The organism is Achromobacter ruhlandii, assembly GCF_002082135.1.
GTDB classification, from domain to species: domain Bacteria; phylum Pseudomonadota; class Gammaproteobacteria; order Burkholderiales; family Burkholderiaceae_B; genus Achromobacter; species Achromobacter ruhlandii.
The window spans coordinates 3,495,097-3,517,319 of sequence record NZ_CP017433.1 but is presented as its reverse complement, the minus strand read 5'-3'; the positions used below and the strand labels follow the sequence as shown (position 1 = coordinate 3,517,319).

The 22,223-nt window shown below is 68.6% G+C and carries 23 protein-coding genes; 11 read left to right on the top strand and 12 right to left on the bottom strand.

What is annotated here, in order from left to right; genetic code table 11:
- Positions 1–241: 241 nt before the first annotated feature.
- The 5 genes from AruCF_RS15780 to hutG all read left to right on the top strand — a co-directional run bounded on the left by AruCF_RS15780 (position 242) and on the right by hutG (position 4,233).
- Positions 242–982 (top strand): IclR family transcriptional regulator, encoded by a 741-nt coding sequence (locus AruCF_RS15780; RefSeq protein WP_171904997.1) that lies wholly within the window; start codon positions 242–244, stop codon positions 980–982.
- A gap of 116 nt (positions 983–1,098) precedes the next feature.
- The gene (locus AruCF_RS15775) at positions 1,099–1,842 is read left to right on the top strand and encodes a transporter substrate-binding domain-containing protein (RefSeq protein ID WP_049074185.1); all 744 of its coding nucleotides are present in this window, start codon (positions 1,099–1,101) and stop codon (positions 1,840–1,842) included.
- Positions 1,839–2,507, top strand: coding sequence for an amino acid ABC transporter permease (locus AruCF_RS15770; protein WP_049074183.1), 669 nt, complete (start codon positions 1,839–1,841; stop codon positions 2,505–2,507). Before AruCF_RS15775 ends, AruCF_RS15770 begins: the two co-directional genes overlap by 4 nt.
- Complete coding sequence (locus AruCF_RS15765; RefSeq protein ID WP_049074181.1) at positions 2,504–3,286, top strand: amino acid ABC transporter ATP-binding protein; 783 nt, start codon at positions 2,504–2,506, stop codon at positions 3,284–3,286. The genes AruCF_RS15770 and AruCF_RS15765 overlap by 4 nt, the downstream gene beginning before the upstream one ends.
- A complete protein-coding gene (gene hutG / locus AruCF_RS15760; RefSeq protein ID WP_049074179.1) occupies positions 3,283–4,233 on the top strand; it encodes a formimidoylglutamase in 951 nt (316 codons plus the stop codon). Before AruCF_RS15765 ends, hutG begins: the two co-directional genes overlap by 4 nt.
- Positions 4,234–4,314: 81 nt before the next feature.
- Here the strand turns inward: hutG and AruCF_RS15755 are convergent, their stop codons facing one another.
- Complete coding sequence (locus AruCF_RS15755) at positions 4,315–5,988, bottom strand: BBE domain-containing protein (RefSeq protein WP_049074177.1); 1,674 nt, start codon at positions 5,986–5,988, stop codon at positions 4,315–4,317.
- A 470-nt stretch (positions 5,989–6,458) separates the two neighbouring features.
- Here AruCF_RS15755 and AruCF_RS15750 point away from each other — a divergent pair, with 470 nt between their 5' ends.
- The 3 genes from AruCF_RS15750 to AruCF_RS15740 all read left to right on the top strand — a co-directional run bounded on the left by AruCF_RS15750 (position 6,459) and on the right by AruCF_RS15740 (position 10,243).
- A complete protein-coding gene (locus tag AruCF_RS15750) occupies positions 6,459–7,748 on the top strand; it encodes a Glu/Leu/Phe/Val family dehydrogenase (protein ID WP_049074175.1) in 1,290 nt (429 codons plus the stop codon).
- 235 nt (positions 7,749–7,983) lie between these two features.
- Entirely contained in the window at positions 7,984–8,964 is a 981-nt protein-coding gene (locus tag AruCF_RS15745; protein WP_049074173.1) for a Bug family tripartite tricarboxylate transporter substrate binding protein, read from the top strand.
- 88 nt (positions 8,965–9,052) lie between these two features.
- Positions 9,053–10,243 (top strand): M24 family metallopeptidase, encoded by a 1,191-nt coding sequence (locus tag AruCF_RS15740; RefSeq protein WP_049074172.1) that lies wholly within the window; start codon positions 9,053–9,055, stop codon positions 10,241–10,243.
- Here the strand turns inward: AruCF_RS15740 and AruCF_RS15735 are convergent.
- Positions 10,236–11,195 (bottom strand): LysR substrate-binding domain-containing protein, encoded by a 960-nt coding sequence (locus AruCF_RS15735; RefSeq protein ID WP_063568540.1) that lies wholly within the window; start codon positions 11,193–11,195, stop codon positions 10,236–10,238. The genes AruCF_RS15740 and AruCF_RS15735 overlap by 8 nt on opposite strands.
- Before the next feature lie 91 nt (positions 11,196–11,286).
- Here AruCF_RS15735 and AruCF_RS15730 point away from each other — a divergent pair, with 91 nt between their 5' ends.
- Both AruCF_RS15730 and AruCF_RS15725 read left to right on the top strand, forming a co-directional pair.
- Positions 11,287–11,814 (top strand): GAF domain-containing protein, encoded by a 528-nt coding sequence (locus AruCF_RS15730; RefSeq protein WP_235432665.1) that lies wholly within the window; start codon positions 11,287–11,289, stop codon positions 11,812–11,814.
- Between the two features lie 5 nt (positions 11,815–11,819).
- On the top strand, positions 11,820–12,788 hold the full coding sequence (locus tag AruCF_RS15725; RefSeq protein WP_049077889.1) for a Bug family tripartite tricarboxylate transporter substrate binding protein: 969 nt from the start codon (positions 11,820–11,822) through the stop codon (positions 12,786–12,788).
- Between the two features lie 59 nt (positions 12,789–12,847).
- Here AruCF_RS15725 and AruCF_RS15720 read toward each other — a convergent pair whose 3' ends face one another.
- The 6 genes from AruCF_RS15720 to AruCF_RS15700 all read right to left on the bottom strand — a co-directional run bounded on the left by AruCF_RS15720 (position 12,848) and on the right by AruCF_RS15700 (position 17,021).
- Positions 12,848–13,666 (bottom strand): RsiV family protein, encoded by an 819-nt coding sequence (locus AruCF_RS15720; protein ID WP_049074168.1) that lies wholly within the window; start codon positions 13,664–13,666, stop codon positions 12,848–12,850.
- Between the two features lie 66 nt (positions 13,667–13,732).
- A complete protein-coding gene (locus AruCF_RS15715; RefSeq protein WP_049074166.1) occupies positions 13,733–14,509 on the bottom strand; it encodes a lipoate--protein ligase family protein in 777 nt (258 codons plus the stop codon).
- Complete coding sequence (gene lplB, locus AruCF_RS29210; RefSeq protein WP_006385315.1) at positions 14,506–14,781, bottom strand: lipoate-protein ligase small subunit; 276 nt, start codon at positions 14,779–14,781, stop codon at positions 14,506–14,508. Before lplB ends, AruCF_RS15715 begins: the two co-directional genes overlap by 4 nt.
- Before the next feature lie 41 nt (positions 14,782–14,822).
- Positions 14,823–15,287, bottom strand: a complete 465-nt coding sequence (locus AruCF_RS15710; protein WP_049074164.1) for a GNAT family N-acetyltransferase — start codon at positions 15,285–15,287, stop codon at positions 14,823–14,825.
- An 11-nt stretch (positions 15,288–15,298) separates the two neighbouring features.
- The gene (locus AruCF_RS15705) at positions 15,299–15,997 is read right to left on the bottom strand and encodes a glutathione S-transferase N-terminal domain-containing protein (protein ID WP_049074162.1); all 699 of its coding nucleotides are present in this window, start codon (positions 15,995–15,997) and stop codon (positions 15,299–15,301) included.
- 124 nt (positions 15,998–16,121) lie between these two features.
- Complete coding sequence (locus AruCF_RS15700; protein ID WP_049074161.1) at positions 16,122–17,021, bottom strand: DMT family transporter; 900 nt, start codon at positions 17,019–17,021, stop codon at positions 16,122–16,124.
- Between the two features lie 122 nt (positions 17,022–17,143).
- Here AruCF_RS15700 and AruCF_RS15695 point away from each other — a divergent pair, with 122 nt between their 5' ends.
- A complete protein-coding gene (locus tag AruCF_RS15695) occupies positions 17,144–17,611 on the top strand; it encodes an Lrp/AsnC family transcriptional regulator (RefSeq protein ID WP_049074160.1) in 468 nt (155 codons plus the stop codon).
- Between the two features lie 111 nt (positions 17,612–17,722).
- On the opposite strand, the gene AruCF_RS15690 is transcribed toward AruCF_RS15695, so the two are convergent.
- From AruCF_RS15690 to AruCF_RS15675, 4 genes are all read right to left on the bottom strand, one after another.
- The gene (locus AruCF_RS15690) at positions 17,723–18,217 is read right to left on the bottom strand and encodes a glutathione peroxidase (RefSeq protein ID WP_049074158.1); all 495 of its coding nucleotides are present in this window, start codon (positions 18,215–18,217) and stop codon (positions 17,723–17,725) included.
- 15 nt (positions 18,218–18,232) lie between these two features.
- Entirely contained in the window at positions 18,233–19,435 is a 1,203-nt protein-coding gene (locus tag AruCF_RS15685) for an MFS transporter (protein WP_049074157.1), read from the bottom strand.
- Between the two features lie 130 nt (positions 19,436–19,565).
- Positions 19,566–20,768: a DUF1501 domain-containing protein gene (locus AruCF_RS15680; RefSeq protein ID WP_049074156.1), complete on the bottom strand. Its 1,203-nt coding sequence runs from the start codon at positions 20,766–20,768 to the stop codon at positions 19,566–19,568.
- Positions 20,769–20,790: 22 nt separating this feature from the next.
- Positions 20,791–22,223 (bottom strand): DUF1800 domain-containing protein (locus AruCF_RS15675; protein WP_083036802.1); only part of this gene is annotated, 1,433 nt, incomplete at its 5' end.

The window sequence follows — 22,223 nt, the reverse complement described above, 5'->3', positions numbered from 1 at the left end:
CCCAAGTCTTCGTCCAGCGTCGGCGGGGTGTCCGGCGTGCGCCTGAACAACTACGACAAGCCTGCCACGCCCTGAGGCCCCTGCCTGGCTTGTCCCGAAACCCGCCTCGTGGCGGGTTTTTTATTGGCCGTTGCCGGTGGCGGGTTCGGGGTTTTCCCTGGGAATTCTCATTGGATGGGAAAAATTTCAACGTTTAACACCATAAGTTGATAATCTGCGGCCATCAAACCTGGAGTGCTTGTTGATGGATCAGTCGGTAGGGGCGGGCGCGGACCGCGTGCTGTACGTGTTGGCCACGCTGGCCCGGCACGACGGTCCCCTGAGCATCGCCGCGTTGGCGGAAAAGACCGGCCTGGCCCAGAGCACGCTGTATCGCCAGGTCGCGCTGCTCAAGCGCTGGGGTTTCGTCGCCGAACACGAGGGTGAATACGGCCCCGGTCCGCTGTGCGTGCAACTGGCCTGGGGTTTCGACCAGTCTTCGTTCCTGATCCATGAGGCGCAGCCGGACATGGCGGCGCTGGCCGCCGCGTCGGGCGAGACCATCGGCTTGCTGGTGGCGGTCAAGGACCAGGCCGTGTGCCTGGACATGGTCGAGAGCCAGCATCCGTTGCGCTGTTCCTTCACCAAGGGGCGCGGCCTGCCGCTGGCGCGCGGCGCTTCCGCCAAGTCGCTGCTGGCCTTCATGCCGGCGGCGCGCCAGCAGGCGGCGCTGGCCGTGCTGGCGCGCGAATCGGGCGTCGACCCGGCGCGCCTGGCCGACGAACTGGAAGCCATCCGCGCCCAGGGTTATGCCGTGACCGACAGTGAGGTCGATGCCGGCGTCTGGGGCGTGAGCGTGCCGATCTTCCAGCGCGCCAACCAGGCGGTGGCCTCGATCACCCTGATGGCGCCGTCGACCCGCGCGGCCCAGCGGCCCCAGGCCTTCATCGACTTGACCGTCGCCGCCGCCCGCCGCATCTCGGGCAAGTTGCAGGCGCACTGACCCCGCGCCTATCCGGATTCCTCGCTGTCCCCGCCATTGCCGCCTCATCTCTAGATCACCCGTTACGCCGCATCGATCGCCGTATCCGCATCCACCTTCTTCTTTCAGGATTTGCCATGACCACTCGCCGCACCCTGTTGACCGCCGCCCTGACCCTGGGCCTGGCCTGGAGCATGGGCACCGCCCACGCCCAGGAAACCATCCGCGCCGTGACCGACGCCACCTTCCCGCCCATGGAGTTCGTCAAGGACGGCAAGCGCACCGGCTTTGACATCGAACTGGTCGAGGCCCTGGCCGCCGCCATGGGCAAGAAGGTCGAATGGATCGACATCGACTTCAAGGGCCTGATTCCCGCCCTGCAGGCCGGCCGCGCCGACATCGCCGTGTCCGCCATCTACATCACGCCCGAGCGCAGCAAGGTGGTGGATTTCACCGACCCGTACTACGCCGGCGGCCTGGTCGTGCTGACCAAGAAGGACGGCCCGGTCAAGACCCTGAAGGACCTGGACGGCCGCAAAGTGTCGGTGCAGGTCGGCACCAAGTCGGTCAACTACCTGAAAGAACACTATCCGTCGGTGCAGCGCGTCGAGGTCGAGAAGAACCAGGAGATGTTCAACCTGGTGCAGATCGGCCGCGCCGATGCCGCCGTGACCGGCAAGCCGGCCGCCAAGCTGTTCGCCCAGAGCACCACCGACCTGACCGTGCTGGCCGACCAGGTCACCACCGAGGACTACGGCATCGCCGTGCCCAAGAACAAGCCGGAACTGACCCGCGGCCTGAATGAAGCGCTGCAGAAGATCAAGGCCGATGGCAGCTACCAGGCCATCGTCAACAAGTGGTTCGAGGCGCCCGCGAAATGAACCTGGATTTTGCTCCCGTCTTCGCCGATTTCGACGCGTTGCTGCGCGGCGCGGTGGTCACCATCGAGGTGACCGCCGGCGCCTTGCTGCTGGGCTGTGTCATCGGCCTGCTGGTCGGCGTCGGCCGGCTCAACCCGCAGCGCAGCATCATCTACAACCTGTGCAGCGTCTACCTGCTGTTCTTTCGCGGCACGCCGCTGCTGGTGCAGTTGTTCATCTGGTTCTTCGGCCTGCCGCAGTTCGGCGTGACGCTGCCGGCGTTCGCCTGCGGCGTGCTGGGGCTGGGCATGTATTCCGGCGCCTACGTGTCGGAAATCGTGCGCGGCGCGATCCAGTCGGTCGACCGCGGCCAGACCGAGGCGGCCCGTTCGCTGGGCATGTCGTCGGGCCAGGCCATGCGCATCATCATCCTGCCGCAGGCGGTGGTGCGCATGATCCCGCCGCTGGGCAACGAGTTCATCGCGCTGATCAAGAATTCGGCGCTGGTGTCGCTGTTGACCATCCATGACCTGATGCACGAAGGGCAGAAGATCATCAGCGTGTCGTACCGCTCGCTGGAAACCTATCTGGTGGTGGCGCTGATCTATCTGGTCCTGACCACGGCCGCCATGTTGATACTGCGCAGGATCGAGCAACGCCTGCGCGCGGGGGGGATGGTGCAATGAACGCCGCGAATCCGAAAGAAATGATCCGCATCCGCGGCCTGCAGAAATCCTATGGCGACCACGCCGTGCTGCGCGGCATCGACTTCGATGTGCTGCCGTCGCAGGTGGTGGTGGTGATCGGCCCCAGCGGCTCGGGCAAGAGCACCTTGCTGCGTTGCTGCAACGGGCTGGAAGTGGCCCAGGGCGGCACCGTCGAGATCTGCGGCCAGATGCTGCAGAACGAGGGCGAGCAGTTGCCCGAGGCGGCGCTGAACCGACTGCGCATGCAGGTCGGCATGGTGTTCCAGGGCTTCAACCTGTTCCCGCACCTGTCGGTGCTGGACAACGTCACCGTCGGGCCGCGCACGCTGCGCGGCATGGGCCGCGACGAGGCCAACGCGTTGGCCGAGGACCTGCTGCGCAAGGTCGGCCTGGCGCAGAAGATGGCGGCCATGCCGGCCAGCCTGTCGGGCGGCCAGAAGCAGCGCGTGGCGATCGCCCGCGCGCTGGCGATGCAGCCCAAGGTCATGCTGTTCGACGAACCGACCTCGGCGCTGGACCCGGAGCTGGTGGGCGAAGTGCTGCAGGTCATGAAGCTGCTGGCGCGCGAAGGCATGACCATGATGGTCGTGACCCACGAAATGGGCTTTGCCCGCGACGTGGCCGACGTGGTGGCGGTGATGGACGGCGGCGTGATCCTGGAATCGGGCGCGCCCGAGGTCATCTTCAGCCAGCCGCGCGAGGCCCGCACCCGCGAGTTCCTGCAGGCCGTGCTGAGCACGGGGCAGGGGGCGGCATGACGGCGGCGCAACTCGACCGGAGCCTGTGGACCGCGCGCGACGACAGCGCCGAGCGCGGCGACACGCGCCGCCTGGCGCACATCGTCGAGCCGGCCGCCGGCCAGGCGCCGGCGGCGGGCGAGCCGGTGCTGCTGGGATTCGCCTGCGATGCGGGCGTGGCCCGCAACCAGGGCCGCGTCGGCGCGGCCGCCGGCCCGGCCGGCATCCGCAAGTACATGGCCGGCCTGCCGGCGCATGGCCTGACGCGCCTGCTGGACGCGGGCGACGTGGCCTGCGAAGGCGACCAGCTGGAAGACGCGCAGGAGCGGCTGGGCCTGGCGGTGGCCGACCTGTTGCGCCAGGGCGCCCGCCCGGTGGTGCTGGGCGGCGGTCATGAGATCGCCTGGGGCAGCTTCCAGGGCCTGGCGCGCTGGCTGGCGGACCGCGGCGATGAGGCCCCGGTGCTGGTGCTGAACCTGGACGCGCATTTCGATCTGCGCACCGGCCGGCCGGGCAGTTCCGGCACGCCGTTCGACCAGATCGCGCATTACTGCGAGGCACAGGGGCTGGCGCTGCAATACGCCTGCCTGGGCGTGTCGCGGCTGGCCAATACGCCGGCGCTGTACGCGCGGGCGGCCGAAGTGGGCGCGGTGTGGGTCGAGGATCGCGACATGCAGGAACGCCACCTGGCGGCGCGCCTGGCGAACGTCGACGCCTTGCTGGCGCGGGCCCGCCACGTCTACCTGACCATCGACCTGGACGTGCTGCCGGCGGCGGTGATGCCGGGCGTGTCGGCGCCGGCGCCCTATGGCGTGCCGATGGCGGTGATCGAGGAGATCGTGCTGCGCGTCAAGGCCAGCGGCAAGCTGCGCCTGGCCGACATGGCCGAGTACAGTCCGCGCTTCGACATCGATGGCCATGGCGCCCGCGCGGCGGCGCGCCTGGCCTGGCAACTGCTGTCCGCCTGACACGGTCCGCGGCGCGAGATCCGCCGCGGACTTCCGGCCCGCCGTCATGGCCGCTCGCGCGGCGCATGGCGGCGGGCTTTTTCACGCCTGCGGCGCGGCCAGCGGGATCGACATCTCGTGGTGGAAGAGATTGTCGGGATCGACGCTGCGCTTGGTGGCGATCAGCGCGGCGGTCTTGTGGCCGTAGTACAGGTCGAGCCACTGCGGATCGACGTGGCTGTGGCTGGCGTCGGTGTACTTCATGTCGGTGTCGGGGTAATTGATGTAGCACCCCTCGAACGGCGAGCCCGGCTGGTTGCTGGGCTTGCCGCCGTACTGCGCGAAGTACTCGTCGTACAGATCGGCGATCCACTTGATGTGGAAGGCGTCCTGGGCCGGATCGGTCCAGTACACCTGGAACTGCGACTTCAGCAGCGACGAGCGCTGGCACACGCTGGTCGGGTTGGCCGTCTCGTCGTTGCGGTTGATGCGGCCGCCGTACGAGTCGATCTGCACCAGCGCCTGATTCAGGCGCGGGTCGTCCGAGCCGTTCAGGTATTCCCACAGGGCCATGATCTCGACGTCGCTGAAATTGGCTTTGTGATACGCGGACTTGTACTTGCCACGCTGGTTGCTGCCCGAGCCGTTGATGCTCTGCGTCAGCCACAGCCAGTCCATCTTCTGCGCATCGTTGACCGCATGGGCCAGCATCCGCGGCGCCGGATGGACCACGCGGTGCGACGGGCCGTACCAATGGGTGGACAGGTTGACGGCGGGCGCGGCGCTGGCCGCCGCGTTCATGGTGGCGACGAAGTCCAGGAACGGCTGGTCGCGCGCGCCGCCCACCTTGCCGTCCTTGCCGGTGTACTGGATGCTCAGCACCACGTCGCCGGTCGAGCGGTGCTGCACCTTCAGCAACGTGAACAGGCCGCCGTTGGCCTTGGCCGGGTCGGGGCTGTTCCAGTCGGCGTCGTGGTCGGCGAACCACTGCCAGTAGGCGCGCATGAAGCGCGCGAAGTTGGCGCGGCCCGTGGCGCCGGCGCCGAAGCTGGCCCAGGGGTAGGACAGCGACAGCCAGTAGGCTTCCTGCGGCGCGGCGGGCAGGTCGGCGTAGTAGTAGGTCAGGATGATGCCGTAGTTGCCGCCGCCGCCGCCGCGGCAGGCGATGAACAGGTCGCGGTCGGCGCCGGTGCTGTGCAGGTTGACGTGCTTGGCGACCAGCTTGCGCGCGCCCGGGCCTTGCGGCACCAGGATGTCCACGCCCGAGAGCCAGTCCACCGTCAGCCCGTGCAGGCGAGACAGCAGGCCGTAGCCGCCGCCGACGATGTGCCCGCCCGAGCCGACCGAATAGCACGAGCCGCCGGGCAGGGTGCGGTTGGCGGTCTTGTACAGGTCCAGGTAGCCGTCCCAGTTCTGGTTGCCGGACGCGGCCGCGAAGCGGTAGCGCGCGGCGGGGTTCCAGGGCGAGGGGATGTCGCCGGCCTCGCGGTAGCGCAGGCCGGTCATCAGGCTCAGGTCGATGATGGCCAGCGGCTGGCCGTGGTCCTCGGGCAGTTTGTTGGCGACGAAACCTTCGTAGCAGTGGCCGCCGCTGCGCACCGTGATGCGGCAGCCCTGGGCCAGCGCGGCGTTGGCCGCGTCCAGCACGTCCTGCGGGGTCTTGCAGACGTAGATGGCGTTGGCGCCCTGGCCCGTGGTGGGGAAGCGCAGGTTGAAACCCTTTTGCAGGGTCGCGTAACGCGGGTCATTGCTGTCAATCAGGGAAAAATCCGACATGCGCACCTCTATGGTTGATTTTCATGAGTGCAGTGATGCAAGCGGGGGGCGCCCGCCGGCAACGCGGGATGACAAGCTTTGGAACGCCGCCGGTGCCGGGTACCGCTGAAACCGGGGCCGGTTGATTCTGGGTCAAGTGGATGACGGTTTCAAGCAAGGTGCGACAGCGTTCCGGCGGCGGCTGATACACGGATGCGATGGTGCGGCGGCGCGGGAAGAGGACGGGCGGGGCCAGGGCATGTCGCAAGTCACGCGGCGGAAAGTTGCCGGCCTGGTGGATGTCGGCCGGGCCTTGCGGGCTGGACGCTGCTGGCGCGCGGGGCTAGGATAGGCGCAGCGTTTCGGCAGGCTCGGCAACGCTCGCGGTCTCCATTTCCTTATTATGTCCCCAATTAATATTTTTCCATAAAATATGGGGACACAATAAGGATATGGATAAAATGGCGCAACTTTGTCAGGAGAGCATGTCCATGTCTCAAACTCCCACCCATGCCTTGCCGTCTTATCTGAATGCCGACGATCTCGGCCCCTGGGGTAATTACCTGCAACAAGTCGACCGGGTCACCCCGTACCTCGGTTCGCTGGCGCGCTGGGTCGAGACCCTGAAGCGCCCGAAGCGCTCGCTGATCGTCGACGTGCCGATCGAGCTGGACAACGGCAGCGTGGCCCACTTCGAGGGCTACCGCGTGCAGCACAACACCTCGCGTGGCCCGGGCAAGGGCGGCGTGCGTTTCCACCAGGACGTGACCCTGTCGGAAGTGATGGCGCTGGCCGCCTGGATGTCGGTCAAGAACGCCGCGGTCAACCTGCCGTACGGCGGCGCCAAGGGCGGCATCCGCGTCGACCCGCGCAAGCTGTCGCAATCCGAACTCGAGCGCATGACGCGCCGCTACACCTCGGAAATCGGCGTCATCATCGGCCCGTCCAAGGACATTCCCGCCCCTGACGTGAACACCAACGCCCAGACCATGGCCTGGATGATGGACACGTACTCCATGAACGAAGGCTCGACCGCCACCGGCGTCGTGACCGGCAAGCCGATCGCGCTGGGCGGCAGCCTGGGCCGTGTCGAGGCCACCGGCCGCGGCGTGTTCGTGGTCGGTTGCGAAGCCGCGCGCGACCTGGGCATCGACGTGTCCAAGGCGCGCGTGGTGGTGCAGGGCTTCGGCAACGTGGGCGGCACCGCCGCCCGCCTGTTCCATGAAGCCGGCGCCAAGGTCATCGCGGCGCAGGACCACACCGGCACGGTGCACAACGCCGCCGGCCTGGACGTCCACAAGCTGCTGTCGCACGTGTCGCAGCATGGCGGCGTGGGCGGCTTCTCCGGCGGGCAGGCCCTGGACAAGAACGAGTTCTGGACGCTCGAAACCGAATTCCTGATCCCGGCGGCCCTGGAAAGCCAGATCACCGCCGACAACGCCGCCAAGGTGCGCGCCAAGATCGTGGTGGAAGGCGCCAACGGCCCGACCACGCCGGAAGCGGACGACATCCTGGCCGAGAACGGCGTGTACGTGGTGCCGGACGTGCTGGCCAACGCCGGCGGCGTGACGGTGTCGTACTTCGAATGGGTGCAGGACTTCTCCAGCTTCTTCTGGAGCGAGGACGAAATCAACCAGCGCCTGGAACGCATCATGCGCGAGGCCTACGCCTCGATCGCGCAGGTGGCCCGGGAGCACAAGGTGACGCTGCGCACCGCCGCCTTCATCGTGGCTTGCACGCGCATCCTGCAGGCCCGCCAGGTGCGCGGCCTGTACCCGTAAGTCCTTCTGGCGCCGGGCTTCGGCCCGCCGTCTGGAGGAGCGTGAGGAAGACAACAAGACCGCCCCGCAAGGGGCGGTCTTGTTTTTTGTGGCGCCCGCGCGCGCCATGCAAAAACGCTTATGACTTCCTCAGGTTTATTCATTGGGCGTGCATGCCCGATCTCCCCATAATCATTTCGCGGGCCGTCGGCGCATCGGCGGCCCGCAATTCGAACCATGATCCAAGGGGAAAACCATGTTGAGGGTTTTATTGCGGCGCGCCTGCGCCACGGGCGCGGCCTGCCTGCTGCTCGCGGGGGCCGGGGCGGCGGCCGCCGCGTATCCGGAGCGCGCGGTCAAGCTCGTCGTGCCGCAGGCCGCGGGCGGCGGCACCGATGTGATCGGGCGTCTGTGGGCCGACTACCTGTCGCGCCAGCTCAAGACGGCGGTGGTGGTGGAAAACCGGCCGGGCGCCAACGGCGTCCTGGCCGCCAGCTATGTGGCCAAGCAGCCGGCCGATGGCTACACGGTGCTGGTCAGCGGCATTTCGTACCTGGCCTTCAACCCGCATATGTACAAGGATCTGCCTTACCGGCCGGCGCGCGATTTCGATGGCGTCAGCCTGCTGGTCAATACGCCGTTCCTGCTGGTGGCGAGCCGGCAGGCCGGCGTCGATTCGTTCGCGGCGCTGGTCGCCAAGGCCAAGGCCCAGCCCGGGGCGCTGAACTTCGCCTCGGCGGGACGGGGCAATTCCACCCACCTGGTGGTGGAAATGCTGGCGCGGCGCAGCGGCATCACGCTGACCCACGTGCCCTACAACGGCGCCGCCGCCGGGCTCACCAGCGTGATGGCCGATCAGACCCAGGTGATGGCCGACGTGCTGAACACGGGGGCGGTGCAGGCCAACGCGGGCAAGGTCGTGCCCCTGGCCGTGGTGGGCAGCCGGCGCGCGGCCAGCGTCCCCGACGTGCCGACCCTGGCCGAACTCGGCATGAACGACTTTCCGCTGCCCGGCTGGTATGCGCTGGTGGTGCCCAAGGGCACGCCGGGCGCGGTGGTCGAGCGGCTCAATGCCGAGACGCGGCGCTTTTTCGATGATCCGGCGATCAAGGCGCGGCTGGCGGAACTGCAGCTAGAACCGCTGCCTTCCACGCCGCAAGCGGTAGCCGAATGGACCGAACGCGACAGCGCCACCTGGGGGCCGCTGATCCGCCAGCTCGGCCTGAGCAACGATTGAACGCTTCCCGCGCCGACGGGACTCGGTTCGATTGGCCGAGGTTCTTGCGCGCGGGGCTCTTTTGCCCGACTTTACGAGGATGCTTGCCATGCCCAAATTGACCAAGGCCGTGTGGGACTATCGCCACGACAAGATGAACGCGCTGATGGACGACCTGGCCGTCGACGCCATCATCTTCACGTCGGCGGACTTCTTCCAGTTCGCCAGCAACTTCCACACCGACGTGCTGCCCTGGGAGCGGCCGATCTTTGCCGTCGTGCCGCGCAACGGCACGCCGTTCCTGGTGATGAACGAACTGTCCACGCACCACATGCGGTTTTCGCAGGAGCAGGGCAAGGTCTGGATCACCGACATCAGCTACTACGCGGAACATCCGCGCGTGACCGAGAGGCTGCCATTGATCACGCAGCTGCCCGAACTGCTGGCCGCGCGCTTGAAGGCCGCGGGCCTGGCCCGTTCGCGCGTCGCCGTGGAAGGCGGTAGCCCGGTGCTGGCGCAACTGGGCCGGTTCCTGCCCGACCTGGCATTGCGCGGCGCGACGGCGGAGTGCCGCGCGTTGCGCTGGCAGAAGCACGCCGAAGAGCTGGCGGTGATGGCGGCCGCGGCATCGATTTCCGACTGGATCCAGGACCGCTACCGCGAGAACATCCGGCCCGGGCGGCTGGTGCAGGAGCTGGATTTCGCCATGGCCTCCCTGTTCGTGCAGGAAGCCGCCGAGCGGTTTCCCGGAGAGCACTTCGAGGTGATCCGCTGCTGGACGCTGAGCGGGCCGGCATCGGCTTCGCCGCATGGCGACGGCGCCTCGTGCGGCGCCCGCATCCAGGAGGGCGACGTGCTGGTGAACATCGTGATTCCGCGCCTGAACGGGCTGACGATCGAGAACGAACGCACCTGGTTTTGCGGCACGCCGTCGGCGGAGCAGGCGCGCCTGTGGTCGGCGGCCAAGGCGGCCAACGAGGCCGCCATCGCGGCGGCGCGCACCGGCAATCCGGTCTGCGCCATCGACGCCGCCGCGCAGGCAGAGATCGAGAAGGCCGGCTATGCCGGGTTGATCCGCCATCGCACCGGCCATGCGGTGGGCATCATCCACCATGAGTACCCGGAAGACATGGCCTTCAATCAGCGTCCGTTGCTCGACAACGAGGTGTATTCGGCCGAGCCCGGCATCTATGCCTATGGCATCGGCGGCTTCCGGCTTGACGATACCGTGGTGGTGGGCGCGACGCCGCGCGTGCTGACGACGACGCCCAAGACGCTGGAGTACGCCACCGTCAGGTAGGCGCGCCGCGGCTGCCGTCCAGGAGGCTGCCTGCCTCTTCGCGCAGCGTCTGCCGCAGGGCCGGCAACACGATGCTGGGCGAATCCGCCGCCCACAGCATGCCGATCGGCCCGAATTCCAGCCGGGCGGGCAGATGGACGACGCTGATCAGCTTGCGCTGTTCGTACATGTGCGCCACCGAACTGGCCAGGGTGGCGATGTAGTCGCGATCTTCCAGCATGGACAGCAACGCCACCAGCGAACTGGTCTCGACCGCCGGCCGCGGCGGCGCCATGCCCGCATCGACCACGGCCCGGTCCAGCTGGACGCGCGACAGGGTGCCGGGAGGTGGCAGCACCCAGGGATAGGCCTGGGTGTCCTCCCAGCGAGGCGCCTCGAGCCGCGCCAGCGGATGGCCACGCCGCGCCACCACGCTGAAGGTGTCGGTCATCAGCCATTCGGTGCACAGCCCGGAACGGCTGGCGCGCACGTCGAGCGGACCGATGATGAGATCGATCTCGCGCCGCTCGACCCGCTCGATGAGGGGATCGAGCAAGCCCTCGACCAGTTCGATCTGCACATTGGGCGCGTGTTGGTGCAGGGCGGCGATGGCGCGTGGCAGCAGCACCGGCGCGGCCGACAGGATCGTGCCGATATGCAGGCGGCCGGCCACGCCGTCCTTGACGGCCTCGACCTCTTCCCCGGTTCGCGCGGTGTCGCCCAGCACGCGGCAGGCATAGCGCCACAGGGCACGACCGGCCTCTGTCAGCGCGAGCGTGCGGCCGCGGGTGAACAGCGGCGTGCCGACCAGGTCTTCCATGTCGCTCAACCAGTGCGAAAGCGCGGGCTGGGTCATGTGCATGGCCTTGGCGGCGGCAGTGATGCTGGCGGCGCTTTCCAGGGCCGTCAGCACTTGCAGGTGCCGCAGCTTCAGGCGGCGGGTCCAGGGCGGGGGAGTGGGGCTGGCGTCCATGCGCAAATGGTAATGGGCATCTCAGGTTTATTCATTAGTGGTTTATGGGTATTGCCCGCCACAATGCCTGCTCCCCGTACGAGACACCGCCATGATGCAAGCCGCCCCCACGTCGCCACACACCGAGCCCCTGACCCTGTTGGCGCGGGCGCTGGCCGCCGACGCGCAACCGGCGCGCGGGTTGCGGGGGCTGGCCGACGCGTTGGCTTCGCGGGTGGGCTATCGCTTGTTCACGGTGTTGGTGCTCGATCGCGAGGCGGCGCTCAGCAGGCGCTATTTCTCGAGCGCGCCGGCGGCCTATCCGCCCGGCGGCGCCAAGCCGATCCGCGAAGACAGCGAGTTCTTCGCCGCCGTGGTGCAGGCCGGCGTGCCGCGTATCTGCAATGACCGCGCCGCCTGCGAGAAGGCGTTCCCCGACTACGAACTGATCCGCTCCCTGGGTTGCGAGAGCGCCGTCAACGTGCCGGTGCGCTGGGACGGCCAGACCATCGCCTCGTTGAACCTGTTGCACCAGGCCGGCTGGTATCGGCGCGACATGCTGGACGAACTGGGCTGGTACGCGGCGCTGTCCATTCCGGTCATCCACAGGATTCTTCAAACCACACGACAACAAGGGTGAACACCATGAAAGCGCTTCGTACCGCCATTGCGGCATTATTGCTGTCCGCCGTCCTGCCGCCAGCGCTGGCGGCCGATGCGTATCCGGCCAAACCGATCACCATCGTCTATCCGTATGCGCCGGGGTCGGCCTCCGATACCATGACCCGCCTGCTCGCCGAGGCCATGTCCAGGCGCCTGGGGCAGCCGGTGATCGTCGAGAGCAAACCGGGCGCGGGCGGATCGATCGCCACCGAGCACGTCGTCAGGGCCGCGCCCGACGGCTATACGCTGCTGCTGAGCGCCAGCGGCACCATCGCCGTCAATCCCCACCTCTACAAACTGCGCTACAACCCGGTGCAGGACCTGGCGCCGATCTCCATCGCGGTGGAGGTGCCGTTCGTCTTCGTGGTGGGCAAGGGCTTCGCGGCGCAGGACTACGCGGCGTTCAAGGCGCTGAGCCACCAGAAGCCCGGCGGGTTGACCTCGGCCAACGCCGGCCTGGGCACGCAGGCGCACCTGACGCAGGCGTCCTTCGCCAAATTGGCCGACGTCAGCCTGGCCATCGTCGGCTACAAGGGCGCGGCGCCCGCGGTCAACGACGTGTTGGGCGGGCACGTGGATTCGATGATGGACAACGCGGCGTCGCAGATTCCCTATGTCACGACGGGCAAGACCACCGCCTTGTTCGTGACCAGCGACTATCGGTTCGATGGCTATCCCGACGTGCCCACGGCGCGGGAACTGGGCATCACGGGGCTGGTGCCGGCCGGCTGGTTCGGCCTGGCCGCGCCCAAGGGCACGCCGGCCGAGGTGATCGCCACGCTGCGGTCCGCGTTGGCGGCCAGCCTGGACGAACCGCCGATGCGGGAGAAACTCAAGGCCCTGGGCTGGGTGGTCGTGGGCAGCACGCCGGAGCAGGCGCTGGAGCGGGCCCGCACGGACTACGAACGCTTGGGCCAGGTGGTGCGCGATCTCGGGTTGCAGCCTAACTGATGGCTGCTGGCGCGCCACCCATGATGACGATCATGGGTGGCGCGCGGCGCCGGGGCGCTTCACGACTTGGGCAGCAGTTCCGGCTTGAGGATGCCGCGCAGGTCCGAGTACGGAATGCTCAGTTCCGGTTCGCCATGCGAGTAGGGGGCGATCGAGTAGGCGTCGTACTTGACCACGATGCCGTCGCGCGTGAGCGCGAAGTTGTCGCTTTCCTGGAACGGCCACATCTTGTTATAGGCCGCCGGGTCGCGCTTGGCGTCGCTGTTGCCGGCCAGCCACTTGGCGTGGGCCTGCCGCAACGCGGCGACGTATTCGGCGCGGCGCCCGGGAATCAGCGCTTCGTCCAGCGCCATGACGCGGCCGCGGCTGCGTTCCCAGTTCAGATACTGAGTGGCGGGAATGCCGTGCGCGGCGCCGGTCAGGAACTGCTCGGTGTGCAGCTCGATCGAGACGATGTCGCCCACGGTGTCCTTGACGCTGGCCTTGAAGTAGGTGGCGTCGCGCGGCCGCGCGGCGGACCAGAAATATTGCGTGTATTCCGACAGCGTCTCGTACGGGCCGCGGCGATTGGCGTCGGTGCCGGTCATGTAGGCCAGTACGTGGTCGACCAGCGCGCTCAACTTGGGGATGCCGGGAAAGGCCACGCTGTCGATCTCGATGCGCGGGCAGTCGCCCTTGCAATCGGGCTTGTTGGACGCCCACTTGATGCGCTCGGTGGCCAGGTCGCCGATCTTCTCGGGCGTGGCCGTGCTGGCGGCCGCCGTCGGCGAGTCCAGGGTGATGTTGGCGGGGGGCGAACTGCCGCAGCCGGCCAGGGCCAGCAGGACGGCTCCCAAACCCGCGGCGGACAGGCCGCGCGGCTTGCGGGGAAGACGCATTGAACTACCTCCAGAAAACCCGGCCGCGCCCGCGGGCGCGACCGTCCGACTCAAACCCGTGGCGCCTCAGGGAACGACCGCGGTCCATTCGGGCGTGGAGAACTTTTCGGCGGCCTGGGCCTCGGCCTGGGCCAGCGTGGCCGCGCCCACTTGGCCCGGCGTCAGCCGGTGCAGGCTGGCGAAGGTGTCCACCATGCGCTGGATGATGACCTCGCGCGCCAGCCCGGTCTGGGTGCGCAGCGGGTCCACGCGCTTCTTGGCGCTGGTGGTGCCCTTGTCCGACAGTTTCTCGCGCCCGATGCGCAAGACTTCCACCATTTTATCGGCGTCGATGTCGTAGGACATAGTGACGTGGTGCAGCACGGCCCCTGCGCGGCGCGCCTGGGCGGCGCCGCCGATCTTGCCGATGTCCGAGGCGATGTCGTTGAGCGGCTGGTACCAGGCCTTGATGCCCAGGCCCTGCAGCGCCTGCAGCACCCACGCGTCCAGGAAGGCATAGCTTTCCTGGAAGCTCATGCCGTGCACCAGCGCCTGCGGCGCGCTCAGCGAATAGGTGATGCTGTTGCCCGGCTCGATGAACATGGCGCCGCCGCCGCTGACGCGGCGCACCACCTCGATGCCGTGGCGCCGGGCGCCCTCGGGGTCGACTTCGTTCTTGAGCGATTGGAAGCGGCCGATCACGACCGCGGGCGCCGACCATTCCCAGATGCGCAGCGTGGGCGGGCGGGTGCCGGCGCCGACTTCGTCGGTGATGACGGCGTCCAGCGCCATGTGCAGCGCGGGGCGTTGCGGCGCTTCGTGGATCAGTTGCCAGTCGTAGTCGTTCCAGTCGGTGCGGGTCATGCCAGCGCCCTCCGCAGCACCACCGCCACGGCCTCGGCCGAGAAGCCGAACATTTCGGTGTCGGGCGGCAGCGCCGACTGCACGGCCAGCGCCAGTTCCAGTTCGCCGGCGTCGGCGGGCAGGCCGTTCAGGCCGCGGTTGATGGCTTCCAGCGCCTCGGGCGGTTCGAGGAAGAAATCACCGCTGATGCGGACATCGGCCAGGCGGCCGTCGCGGACTTCCAGGTCCGCGACCACCAGCTTGCCGCCGGGGACTTTGTATTCGCCGTGCATGGGCGCTCCTTTGTGTATCAGGCCTGGCGCCGGGGGCGGCGCTACAGGCTCAGTTTCATGCCGTCATGGCTGGCCACGAACCCGAGGCTTTCGTAGAAGCGGCGGGCGTCGGGCCGGGCGCGGTCGGTGGTCAGCTGCACCATGGCGCATCCCTGCGCGCGGCACTGCTCGATGGCCCACTCGAACATGGCGCGTCCCAGGCCCTGGCCGCGCGCCGACGAGGCGATGCGCACGCTCTCGATCTGTCCGCGCCATTGGCCCAGCCGCGACAGGCCGGGTATGAACGATAACTGCAAACAGCCGATCAGGCGCGCGTCGCGCTCGACCACCGCGAAGAACTGGTTCGGGTCCTGCTCGATGGCGGCAAAAGCCGCAGTGTAGCGGGGGTTGAGCGGAACCGAGGGGTCTTCGCGCTTGGCGCCGAGTTCGTCGTCGGCCAGCATGGCGACGATGGCGGGCAGGTCGCCCGCGCGCGCGCGGCGGAACCGCAGCGGGGAATCGGTCATGGCGGCCTCGCTCAGCGCACGTTCTGGGCGGTCTGGCCGAACAGGATGCGGCGCGACTCGTCGTCGCTGACCGACGGCGCGGTGTTGACCTTGTCGGCCAGCGCGTAGGCGCGCTGCACGGCCGGACGCGCGGCGATGGCGTCGAACCAGCGCTTCAGGTGCGGGAAGTCGTTCAGGTCCTGGCCCTGCTTGGCGTGCGGCACGATCCAGGGGTAGGCCGCCATGTCGGCGATGGAGTAGTCGCCGGCGACGAACTCGCGGTCGGCCAGGCGCTTGTTCAGCACGCCGTAGAGGCGGTTGGTTTCCTTGACGTAGCGCTCGATGGCGTAGGGGATGCGCTCGGGCGCGTAACCCGAGAAGTGGTGGTTCTGGCCGGCCATGGGTCCCAGGCCGCCCATTTGCCAGAACAGCCATTGCGAGACCTCGGCGCGGCCGCGCAGGTCGGCGGGCAGGAAGCGGCCGGTCTTTTCGGCCAGGTATTGCAGGATGGCGCCGGACTCGAACAGCGACAGCGGCGCGCCGCCGTCGGCGGGCTGCTGGTCGACGATGGCCGGAATGCGGTTGTTGGGCGCGATGGTCAGGAATTCGGGCTTGAACTGGTCGCCCTTGCTGATGTTGACCGGGTGGATCTCGTAAGGCAGTCCGGCTTCTTCCAGGAAAATCGTGATCTTGTGGCCGTTCGGCGTGGTCCAGTAATAGAGATCGATCATGGGGATTCCTCAGCGTCTTGGCGCCGCCGGCCACTGCCGGCGGATCGGAAGGTCCATGATAGCGGCGCCCCGGGCGGGCGGCCGAATACCCGGGGGCGCGGTGCGGGTTTGGCGGCGGTCCCGCTCAGGCCGCGCCGGGCCGGGCGCCGCCGCGCAGGCGCCACTGCCAGTTCAGGCTGACGCCGGCGGCCGCCAGGAAGATCATGGCCACGCCCAGCACCTGGGTGGCGTCCATGCGGTGGCCGTACACCACCAGGTCCAGCAGGATCGCCACGGCCGGATAGATAAAGCTGAGCGCGGCGGTCGAGGTGGTCGGCAGCTTCTGGATCGCCGAATACATCAGGATGTACATCAGGCAGGTGTGGATCAGGCCCAGCGCCACCAGGTAGCCCCATTGCAGCGGGGCCGCGGGCAGCGCCTGGAAGTCGGCCATCGGCAGCAGCATCACCGCGCCCAGCGTCACTTGCACCAGCGCCAGCACCTGAGGCGGGATGCCCTTCAGGCGCTTGACGATGACGGCGGTGACGCCGTAGAGCGCCGCCGCGCCCAGCCCCAGCAGCAGGCCCGACAGATAGGCGTCGCCGCCGCTGTGGTCGGTGAGCTTGAGCACCAGCAGCAGGCCGGCGAAGGCGATCACCGACCAGGCCAGCTTGCCGCGCGTGGGCCGTTCGCCCAGGAACAGCGCGCCCAGGCCGATCAGGAAGAAGGGCTGCACGTTGTAGACGGCGGTGGCCAGCGAGATCGAGGCCAGCCGGTAGGCCGAGAACAGCAGCACCCAGTTCAGCACCAGCGCGGCGCCGGCGGCCAGCGCCAGCGCCAGGGTGCGGGCGGTGAACAGGCCGGGCTTGAGCAGGCCGCGGGCCCAGCAATACAGGAACAGCGACAGGGCGCCGAAGACGCAGCGGAAGAACACCACGTTCCAGGCGCTCTGGCCGGATTCCAGGACGAACACGCCCAGGGTGCCGGACAGGGTCATGGCGGCGGCCATCTGGGCCAGGCCAACGCGATCGGATGAGGGGGACATGGAAGGCTCCAGGGGACCGTGCGGTCCGTGATTCGATGGAGAAATTATCCCAGGCCGATCGGGCCGGTTATATGATGTTGCTGCGGCAGTTTTGTGTTTGAACCTTCGTTCAGGTGGAATTTATGCAGAATGACCTAAAGAATGAAAATCCGGTCCTGGACGGCATCGACCGCCGCCTGGTGGAGATGCTGACGGCCAATGCGCGCACCACCACCGCCGACCTGGCGCGTCAGGTCGGGATGTCCGCGCCGAGCGTGGCCGACCGCCTGCGGCGGCTGGAGGAATCGGGGGTGATCCGGGCTTACACGCTGGACGTCGATCCGGTGGCGCTGGGTTACACGCTGGAGGCCATCGTGCGCATCCGGCCGCTGCCTGGACAGTTGCGGCGGGTCGAGGGGCTGATCCAGGAAATTCCGGAATTCGTCGGATGCGACAAGGTCACGGGCGATGACTGCTTCATCGCGCGGGTGGTGCTGCGTTCGATCACGCATCTGGACGGCATCCTGGAACGCGTGACCGAGTTCGCCGAGACCAACACCGCCATCGTCAAGGCGCACACCGTGCGCCGCCGGCTGCCGCCGTTGCGTTGAACGGGCGCGGCGGAATCGGGCGCGTCGCCGGCGCGAGGGCCTGCGCGGCACGTCCTGCGGCGGCGCCAGGACCCGGGCGCGGCTGGCGGCGGCTGCCCGGCCTGGCAGCCGTCAGGCGGCCGGCGCGGCCAACGCGCGGACGATGTCGTCCTTCAGCCCGGCCGGCGTGTCGGTGGGGGCATAGCGCTTGATCACCTGGCCGTCGCGGCCCACCAGGAACTTGGTGAAGTTCCACTTGATGCCCTCGGTGCCGAAGACGCCGGGCTTCTCGCCCTTGAGCCAGCGGTACAGCGGGTCGGCGTTGGCGCCGTTGACGTCGATCTTGGCGAACAGCGGGAAGGTGATGTCGTACTGTGTGGTGCAGAAGTCGAGGATCTCGGCCTCGTTGCCCGGCTCCTGGCGGCCGAACTGGTCGCAGGGAAAGCCCAGCACCGTCAGGCCGTCGTCGCGCAGGGCGCGGTACAGCTCTTCCAGGCCCGAATATTGCGGCGTGAAGCCGCATTTCGAGGCCACGTTCACCACCAGCAGCACCCGGCCGCGGTAGGCGGCCAGCGGCTGGTCGGCGCCGTGGATGTCGCGGGCCGAGAAATCGTAGATCGTGCTCATGCGGGCTCCTTGGGGTCAGGCGTCGGAACGGGACGAGGCCAGCGCGCCGGTTTGCGGCGGCCGCGCCATCCCGGCGTGGCGCCCATAGTAGCGCGTGCCCCACAGGGTCAGCAGCAGCACCGCCGCGGTGATGGCCGCCGACATCCACGGCAGGTCGGTCAGCGGCAGGCCGTGGCCCAGCGCCAGGCTGCCGAGCCAGGCGCCGCCAGCGTTGCCCAGGTTGAAGGCGCCCTGGTTCAGGGTCGAGGCCAGGTTGGGGGCCTCGGCCGCCTGGTCGACGATCAGGGTCTGCAGCAGCGGCACCACGGCAAAGCCGAGCGTGCCCCAGATGAAGGTCATCACCAGCATCGGCGCCAGCGCGTGGATGGCCTGGCTGAGCGCCAGGAACACCAGCAGCAGGCCCAGGAAGATGCGGCGCAGCGACACTTCCAGGTTGCGGTCGCCCAGCTTGCCGCCGAGCGTGCTGCCCACCGTGAGCGCCACGCCGAACAGCAGCAGCACGCCGGTCACGCCGCGTTCTGACACGCCGGTGATGTCGCGCAGGATCGGCGCGATGTAGGTCAGCACGCAGAACAACGCGGCCGAGGCCAGCACGCTGGCGAGCAGCGGCCACAGCACGCGCACGTCGCGCAGCACGCGGAATTCACGCAGGATGTTGCCGGGCTGCATCGGGATGCGGCCGGGCAGCCACGCCGCCAGCGCCGCCACCGCGACCAGCCCGATGCCGCTGACCACCCAGAAGGTCGAGCGCCAGCCCGCCACCTGGCCCAGCGCGGTGCCCAGCGGCACGCCCAGCACGTTGGCCAGCGTCAGGCCGGTGAACATCAGCGCGATGGCGCTGGAGCGCTGATGGCGCGGCACCAGGTCGGCCGCCACCACCGCGCCGATGCCGAAGAAGGCGCCGTGGCAGAAGGCGGTGAAAACGCGCGCGGCCATCAGCGTGCCGTAGTCGGGCGCGAGCGCACAGAGCAGGTTGCCCAGCACGAAGGTGCTGGCCAGGCCGATCAGCGTGGCCTTGCGCGGCAGACGCGCGGTGATGATGGCCATGATGGGCGCGCCGATCACCACGCCCATGGCGTAGCCCGTGATGAGCAGGCCGGCGATGTCGATGCTGACATCCAGGTCGGCGGCCACGTTGGGCAGCAGGCCCATGATGACGAATTCGCTGGTGCCGATGCCGAAGGCGGCGGCGGCCAGCGCGATGAGATGCAGGGGCATGGAAAACCGGGGAGAAAACCGGGCAATGGGCGCCGCGGCGGCAGGGAAGGGAGCGCGAATTTTAGAGCAGCGGCCCGCGCGCGCCGGCGCAAATCCCTGTTGCCGATACGGGTATACCCTTGGTCTGGATTCAGACCAGTTTCAGGTCCAGCGGCGTGATGCCCGGGAACACCTGCGCCAGCCGCGCCGGACTCAGGCCGTACAGGCGCGAGAACAGGCCGGCGAATAACGCGCGGTATTCATTGAGCACCGGGTAGTCGCGGTCCTGGAACAGGGTCTCGCGCTTGACCGCGACCTGGCGGCCGGCAATGCGGCCGCCGCGCACGTGGCCGCCCAGCACCCAGTAGACCGTGCCGTGGCCGTGGTCGGTGCCCTTGTTGCCGTTCTCGCGGAAGGTGCGGCCGAATTCGCTGATGACCACCACCGTGGTTTGCTGCCAGGCCGGGCCCATCGCATCGGCGTAGCCGGCCAGCGCCCGCCCCAGCTGGCCGAGCCGGTTGGCCAGCAAGCCGCTGGCGCCGCCCTGGCCGACGTGCGTATCCCAGCCGCCGACGTCGACGAAGCCGAGGTTGTAGCGGTCGCGCATGAAGCGGCCGATACGGCGCGCTTCCTGTTCCAGCCTGTCGGCCGATACGGCGTTGCCGCTGGCGGCCTCCATCTCGGCGTCGAGTTCGGCGCGCGTGGCGCCCATGATGCGCTGGCCCTCGGCGACCGAGGCGCCCAGGTCGGTGTGCTGGTACATGGCGGCGATGGCGCGGTTGTCGGCCTCGGACAGGCGCGACTTGCGGGCCGCGCCGCCCAGGTCGATGTTGGGCACGCGCTCGGCGCCGCGGAAGATCTGCGGCACTTCGGAGGTGAAGGCCGCCGCCTGTTCGTCCTTGCCGCCAAGCGTCGCGGCCAGGCGGTTCAGGAAGCCCGAGCGGAAGTCGCCGTTCCTGTCGCGGGCCGCGCCCTGGCCGAGTTCGATGCGGTTCTGGGTCTCGAAGTGGCTGCGGCTGGTGTCGTCGGTGCCGGCGAACGGCACGAAGGCCAGCTGGCGCTTCTGGTAGAACGGCATCAGGCTGTCGGCCAGCGCCGGGTGCAGGGCCCAGCCGTCGGCCAGGGGCAGCGCGGCGCCGGCGCCGCTGCCGGGCCTGGCGATGGCGATGCTCGGGCGCGACTCGTAGTAGAAGTCGCTGCCGGCCGGCACCAGCAGGCTGGCGGCGTCGTACGCGCCGCGCATGAAGACGACCAGCAGCTTGTTGCCGGCGGCGGCCGGCGCGGCGTACAGGCGGTTGGCGCCGAAGACGAGCGGCGCCGAGGCCAGGAGTTGCAGGATGCGGCGGCGGTCCATGATGGGTTTCTCCCGCGGCGCCTTAGCGCCGCATGAATTCGGGCGAGGCTAGCAGATAGGTGTTGGCGTCCCTGGGGTTCTGCGCCTGGGCGATGGCGTCGCGGGTGGCGGGCGACAGGCGCGCGAACAGGCCGTCGCCGGCGTTCTCGCGCAACAGCTCGGGCAGGCGCGGCAGTTCCACCGGCCCCTTGTCGTCGCCTTCGCGATAGAAGGCCTGCGGCGCGGCGGCGATGGCGCGTGCCACTTCGAAACGCGCGGTCATCTGGCCGGAGCCGGCCCAGTCCGACTGCGCCTGCGGGTAGCCGTCGGGCGTCAGGCGCTGGTTCAACGGCTGACCCAGTTGCCGCAGCATGGCCAGGCCCGGCCGCGGGTTGACGATGGGCGGCAGGTCGGCATAGGTCAGGCGCAGGGCCGAGTAGACGTAATGCACCGGGTCCTTGAACACGCCCGTCTTGAGCGATTGCGTGAATTCCGGCGAGCCATACAGCGTCTGCAAGATGGCGGCGATGTCGCCGTCGCTGGCCTGGAAGGTCTTGGCCATCTTGTCGATCACGGAGGCCGGCGGCGCGTCGCCCATGAAGTAGGCGGCCAGCTTGGCGCTGATGAAGCGCGCGGTGGCGGGATGGCGCGCCAGCAGGTCCACGGCCTGGTCGACTTCCGCCAGGCCGGCGCCGCGAATGGCGTGGCCCAGGAAGCGCTTGTCGCCGTAATCGTGGCGCGCCGGGTTGAACAGGAACAGGCCGTCCAGCACCACCTGGTCGCGCAGCGCCGGCCGGACCTTGGGCGGCCCGTCCTGGTTGTGGATGCCCAGGCCGGTGAGGATGCGCGCCAGTTCCTGCACGTCGGCCTGCGTGTAGCCGCCCTTGACGCCCAGCGTGTGCAGCTCCATCAGTTCGCGCGCGTAGTTTTCATTGATGTGTCCGGCGGCGTTCTGGGTGTTGTCCAGGTACGCCAGCATCGCCGGCGATCGCAGCGTGGCCGCCAGCAGGTCGCGGAACTTGCCAAGCGCGTGCGGGCGGATGGCGCGTTCCTCGTACTGGTCGATGTAGGTGCCGATGTCGTTCTTGGCCGCGTAGACGTTGAAGTGGTTCATCCAGAACCAGGTCATCTGTTCCTGCAACTGGTTGGGCGAGTACAGCGCGCGGTAGAACGCCCGGCTGGCGGTGTCGTCGGCGCGCTGGCGCGAGATGGCGCGGGCGTCGCGCTGGGCCTCCTGCTTCGGACCGGGGCCGGCATCCTTGGCGTCCTGGCGCAGGCGGCGCTGCTCGGCGTGCGCGTCCTCGGCGCTCTGGCGCGAGATCGACAGTGCGTCGATGCGCTGTTGCACCGCGGCGGGCAGGGGCGCCTTCGGATCGGGGTGCAGCTGCGCCTGCAGGTAGCGCTGCGGGCCCATTGCGCGCATGCGCGCCAATTCGGCCGGGGTCGCGCCCCAGGTGATGCGGTTGACCAGCGCGG

Bases quoted from the DNA above. Each gene is read 5' to 3' on its own strand.
- AruCF_RS15755 (WP_049074177.1), bottom strand. From the start codon at position 5,988: ATGTCGGATTTTTCCCTGATTGACAGCAATGACCCGCGTTACGCGACC.
- AruCF_RS15745 (WP_049074173.1), top strand. From the start codon at position 7,984: ATGTTGAGGGTTTTATTGCGGCGCGCCTGCGCCACGGGCGCGGCCTGC.
- lplB (WP_006385315.1), bottom strand. From the start codon at position 14,781: ATGCACGGCGAATACAAAGTCCCCGGCGGCAAGCTGGTGGTCGCGGAC.
- AruCF_RS15765 (WP_049074181.1), top strand. From the start codon at position 2,504: ATGAACGCCGCGAATCCGAAAGAAATGATCCGCATCCGCGGCCTGCAG.
- AruCF_RS15710 (WP_049074164.1), bottom strand. From the start codon at position 15,287: ATGACCGATTCCCCGCTGCGGTTCCGCCGCGCGCGCGCGGGCGACCTG.
- AruCF_RS15690 (WP_049074158.1), bottom strand. From the start codon at position 18,217: ATGAGCACGATCTACGATTTCTCGGCCCGCGACATCCACGGCGCCGAC.
- AruCF_RS15680 (WP_049074156.1), bottom strand. From the start codon at position 20,768: ATGGACCGCCGCCGCATCCTGCAACTCCTGGCCTCGGCGCCGCTCGTC.
- AruCF_RS15715 (WP_049074166.1), bottom strand. From the start codon at position 14,509: ATGACCCGCACCGACTGGAACGACTACGACTGGCAACTGATCCACGAA.
- AruCF_RS15720 (WP_049074168.1), bottom strand. From the start codon at position 13,666: ATGCGTCTTCCCCGCAAGCCGCGCGGCCTGTCCGCCGCGGGTTTGGGA.
- AruCF_RS15685 (WP_049074157.1), bottom strand. From the start codon at position 19,435: ATGCCCCTGCATCTCATCGCGCTGGCCGCCGCCGCCTTCGGCATCGGC.
- hutG (WP_049074179.1), top strand. From the start codon at position 3,283: ATGACGGCGGCGCAACTCGACCGGAGCCTGTGGACCGCGCGCGACGAC.
- AruCF_RS15740 (WP_049074172.1), top strand. From the start codon at position 9,053: ATGCCCAAATTGACCAAGGCCGTGTGGGACTATCGCCACGACAAGATG.
- AruCF_RS15730 (WP_235432665.1), top strand. From the start codon at position 11,287: ATGATGCAAGCCGCCCCCACGTCGCCACACACCGAGCCCCTGACCCTG.
- AruCF_RS15770 (WP_049074183.1), top strand. From the start codon at position 1,839: ATGAACCTGGATTTTGCTCCCGTCTTCGCCGATTTCGACGCGTTGCTG.
- AruCF_RS15750 (WP_049074175.1), top strand. From the start codon at position 6,459: ATGTCTCAAACTCCCACCCATGCCTTGCCGTCTTATCTGAATGCCGAC.
- AruCF_RS15775 (WP_049074185.1), top strand. From the start codon at position 1,099: ATGACCACTCGCCGCACCCTGTTGACCGCCGCCCTGACCCTGGGCCTG.
- AruCF_RS15700 (WP_049074161.1), bottom strand. From the start codon at position 17,021: ATGTCCCCCTCATCCGATCGCGTTGGCCTGGCCCAGATGGCCGCCGCC.
- AruCF_RS15695 (WP_049074160.1), top strand. From the start codon at position 17,144: ATGCAGAATGACCTAAAGAATGAAAATCCGGTCCTGGACGGCATCGAC.
- AruCF_RS15725 (WP_049077889.1), top strand. From the start codon at position 11,820: ATGAAAGCGCTTCGTACCGCCATTGCGGCATTATTGCTGTCCGCCGTC.
- AruCF_RS15735 (WP_063568540.1), bottom strand. From the start codon at position 11,195: ATGGACGCCAGCCCCACTCCCCCGCCCTGGACCCGCCGCCTGAAGCTG.
- AruCF_RS15705 (WP_049074162.1), bottom strand. From the start codon at position 15,997: ATGATCGATCTCTATTACTGGACCACGCCGAACGGCCACAAGATCACG.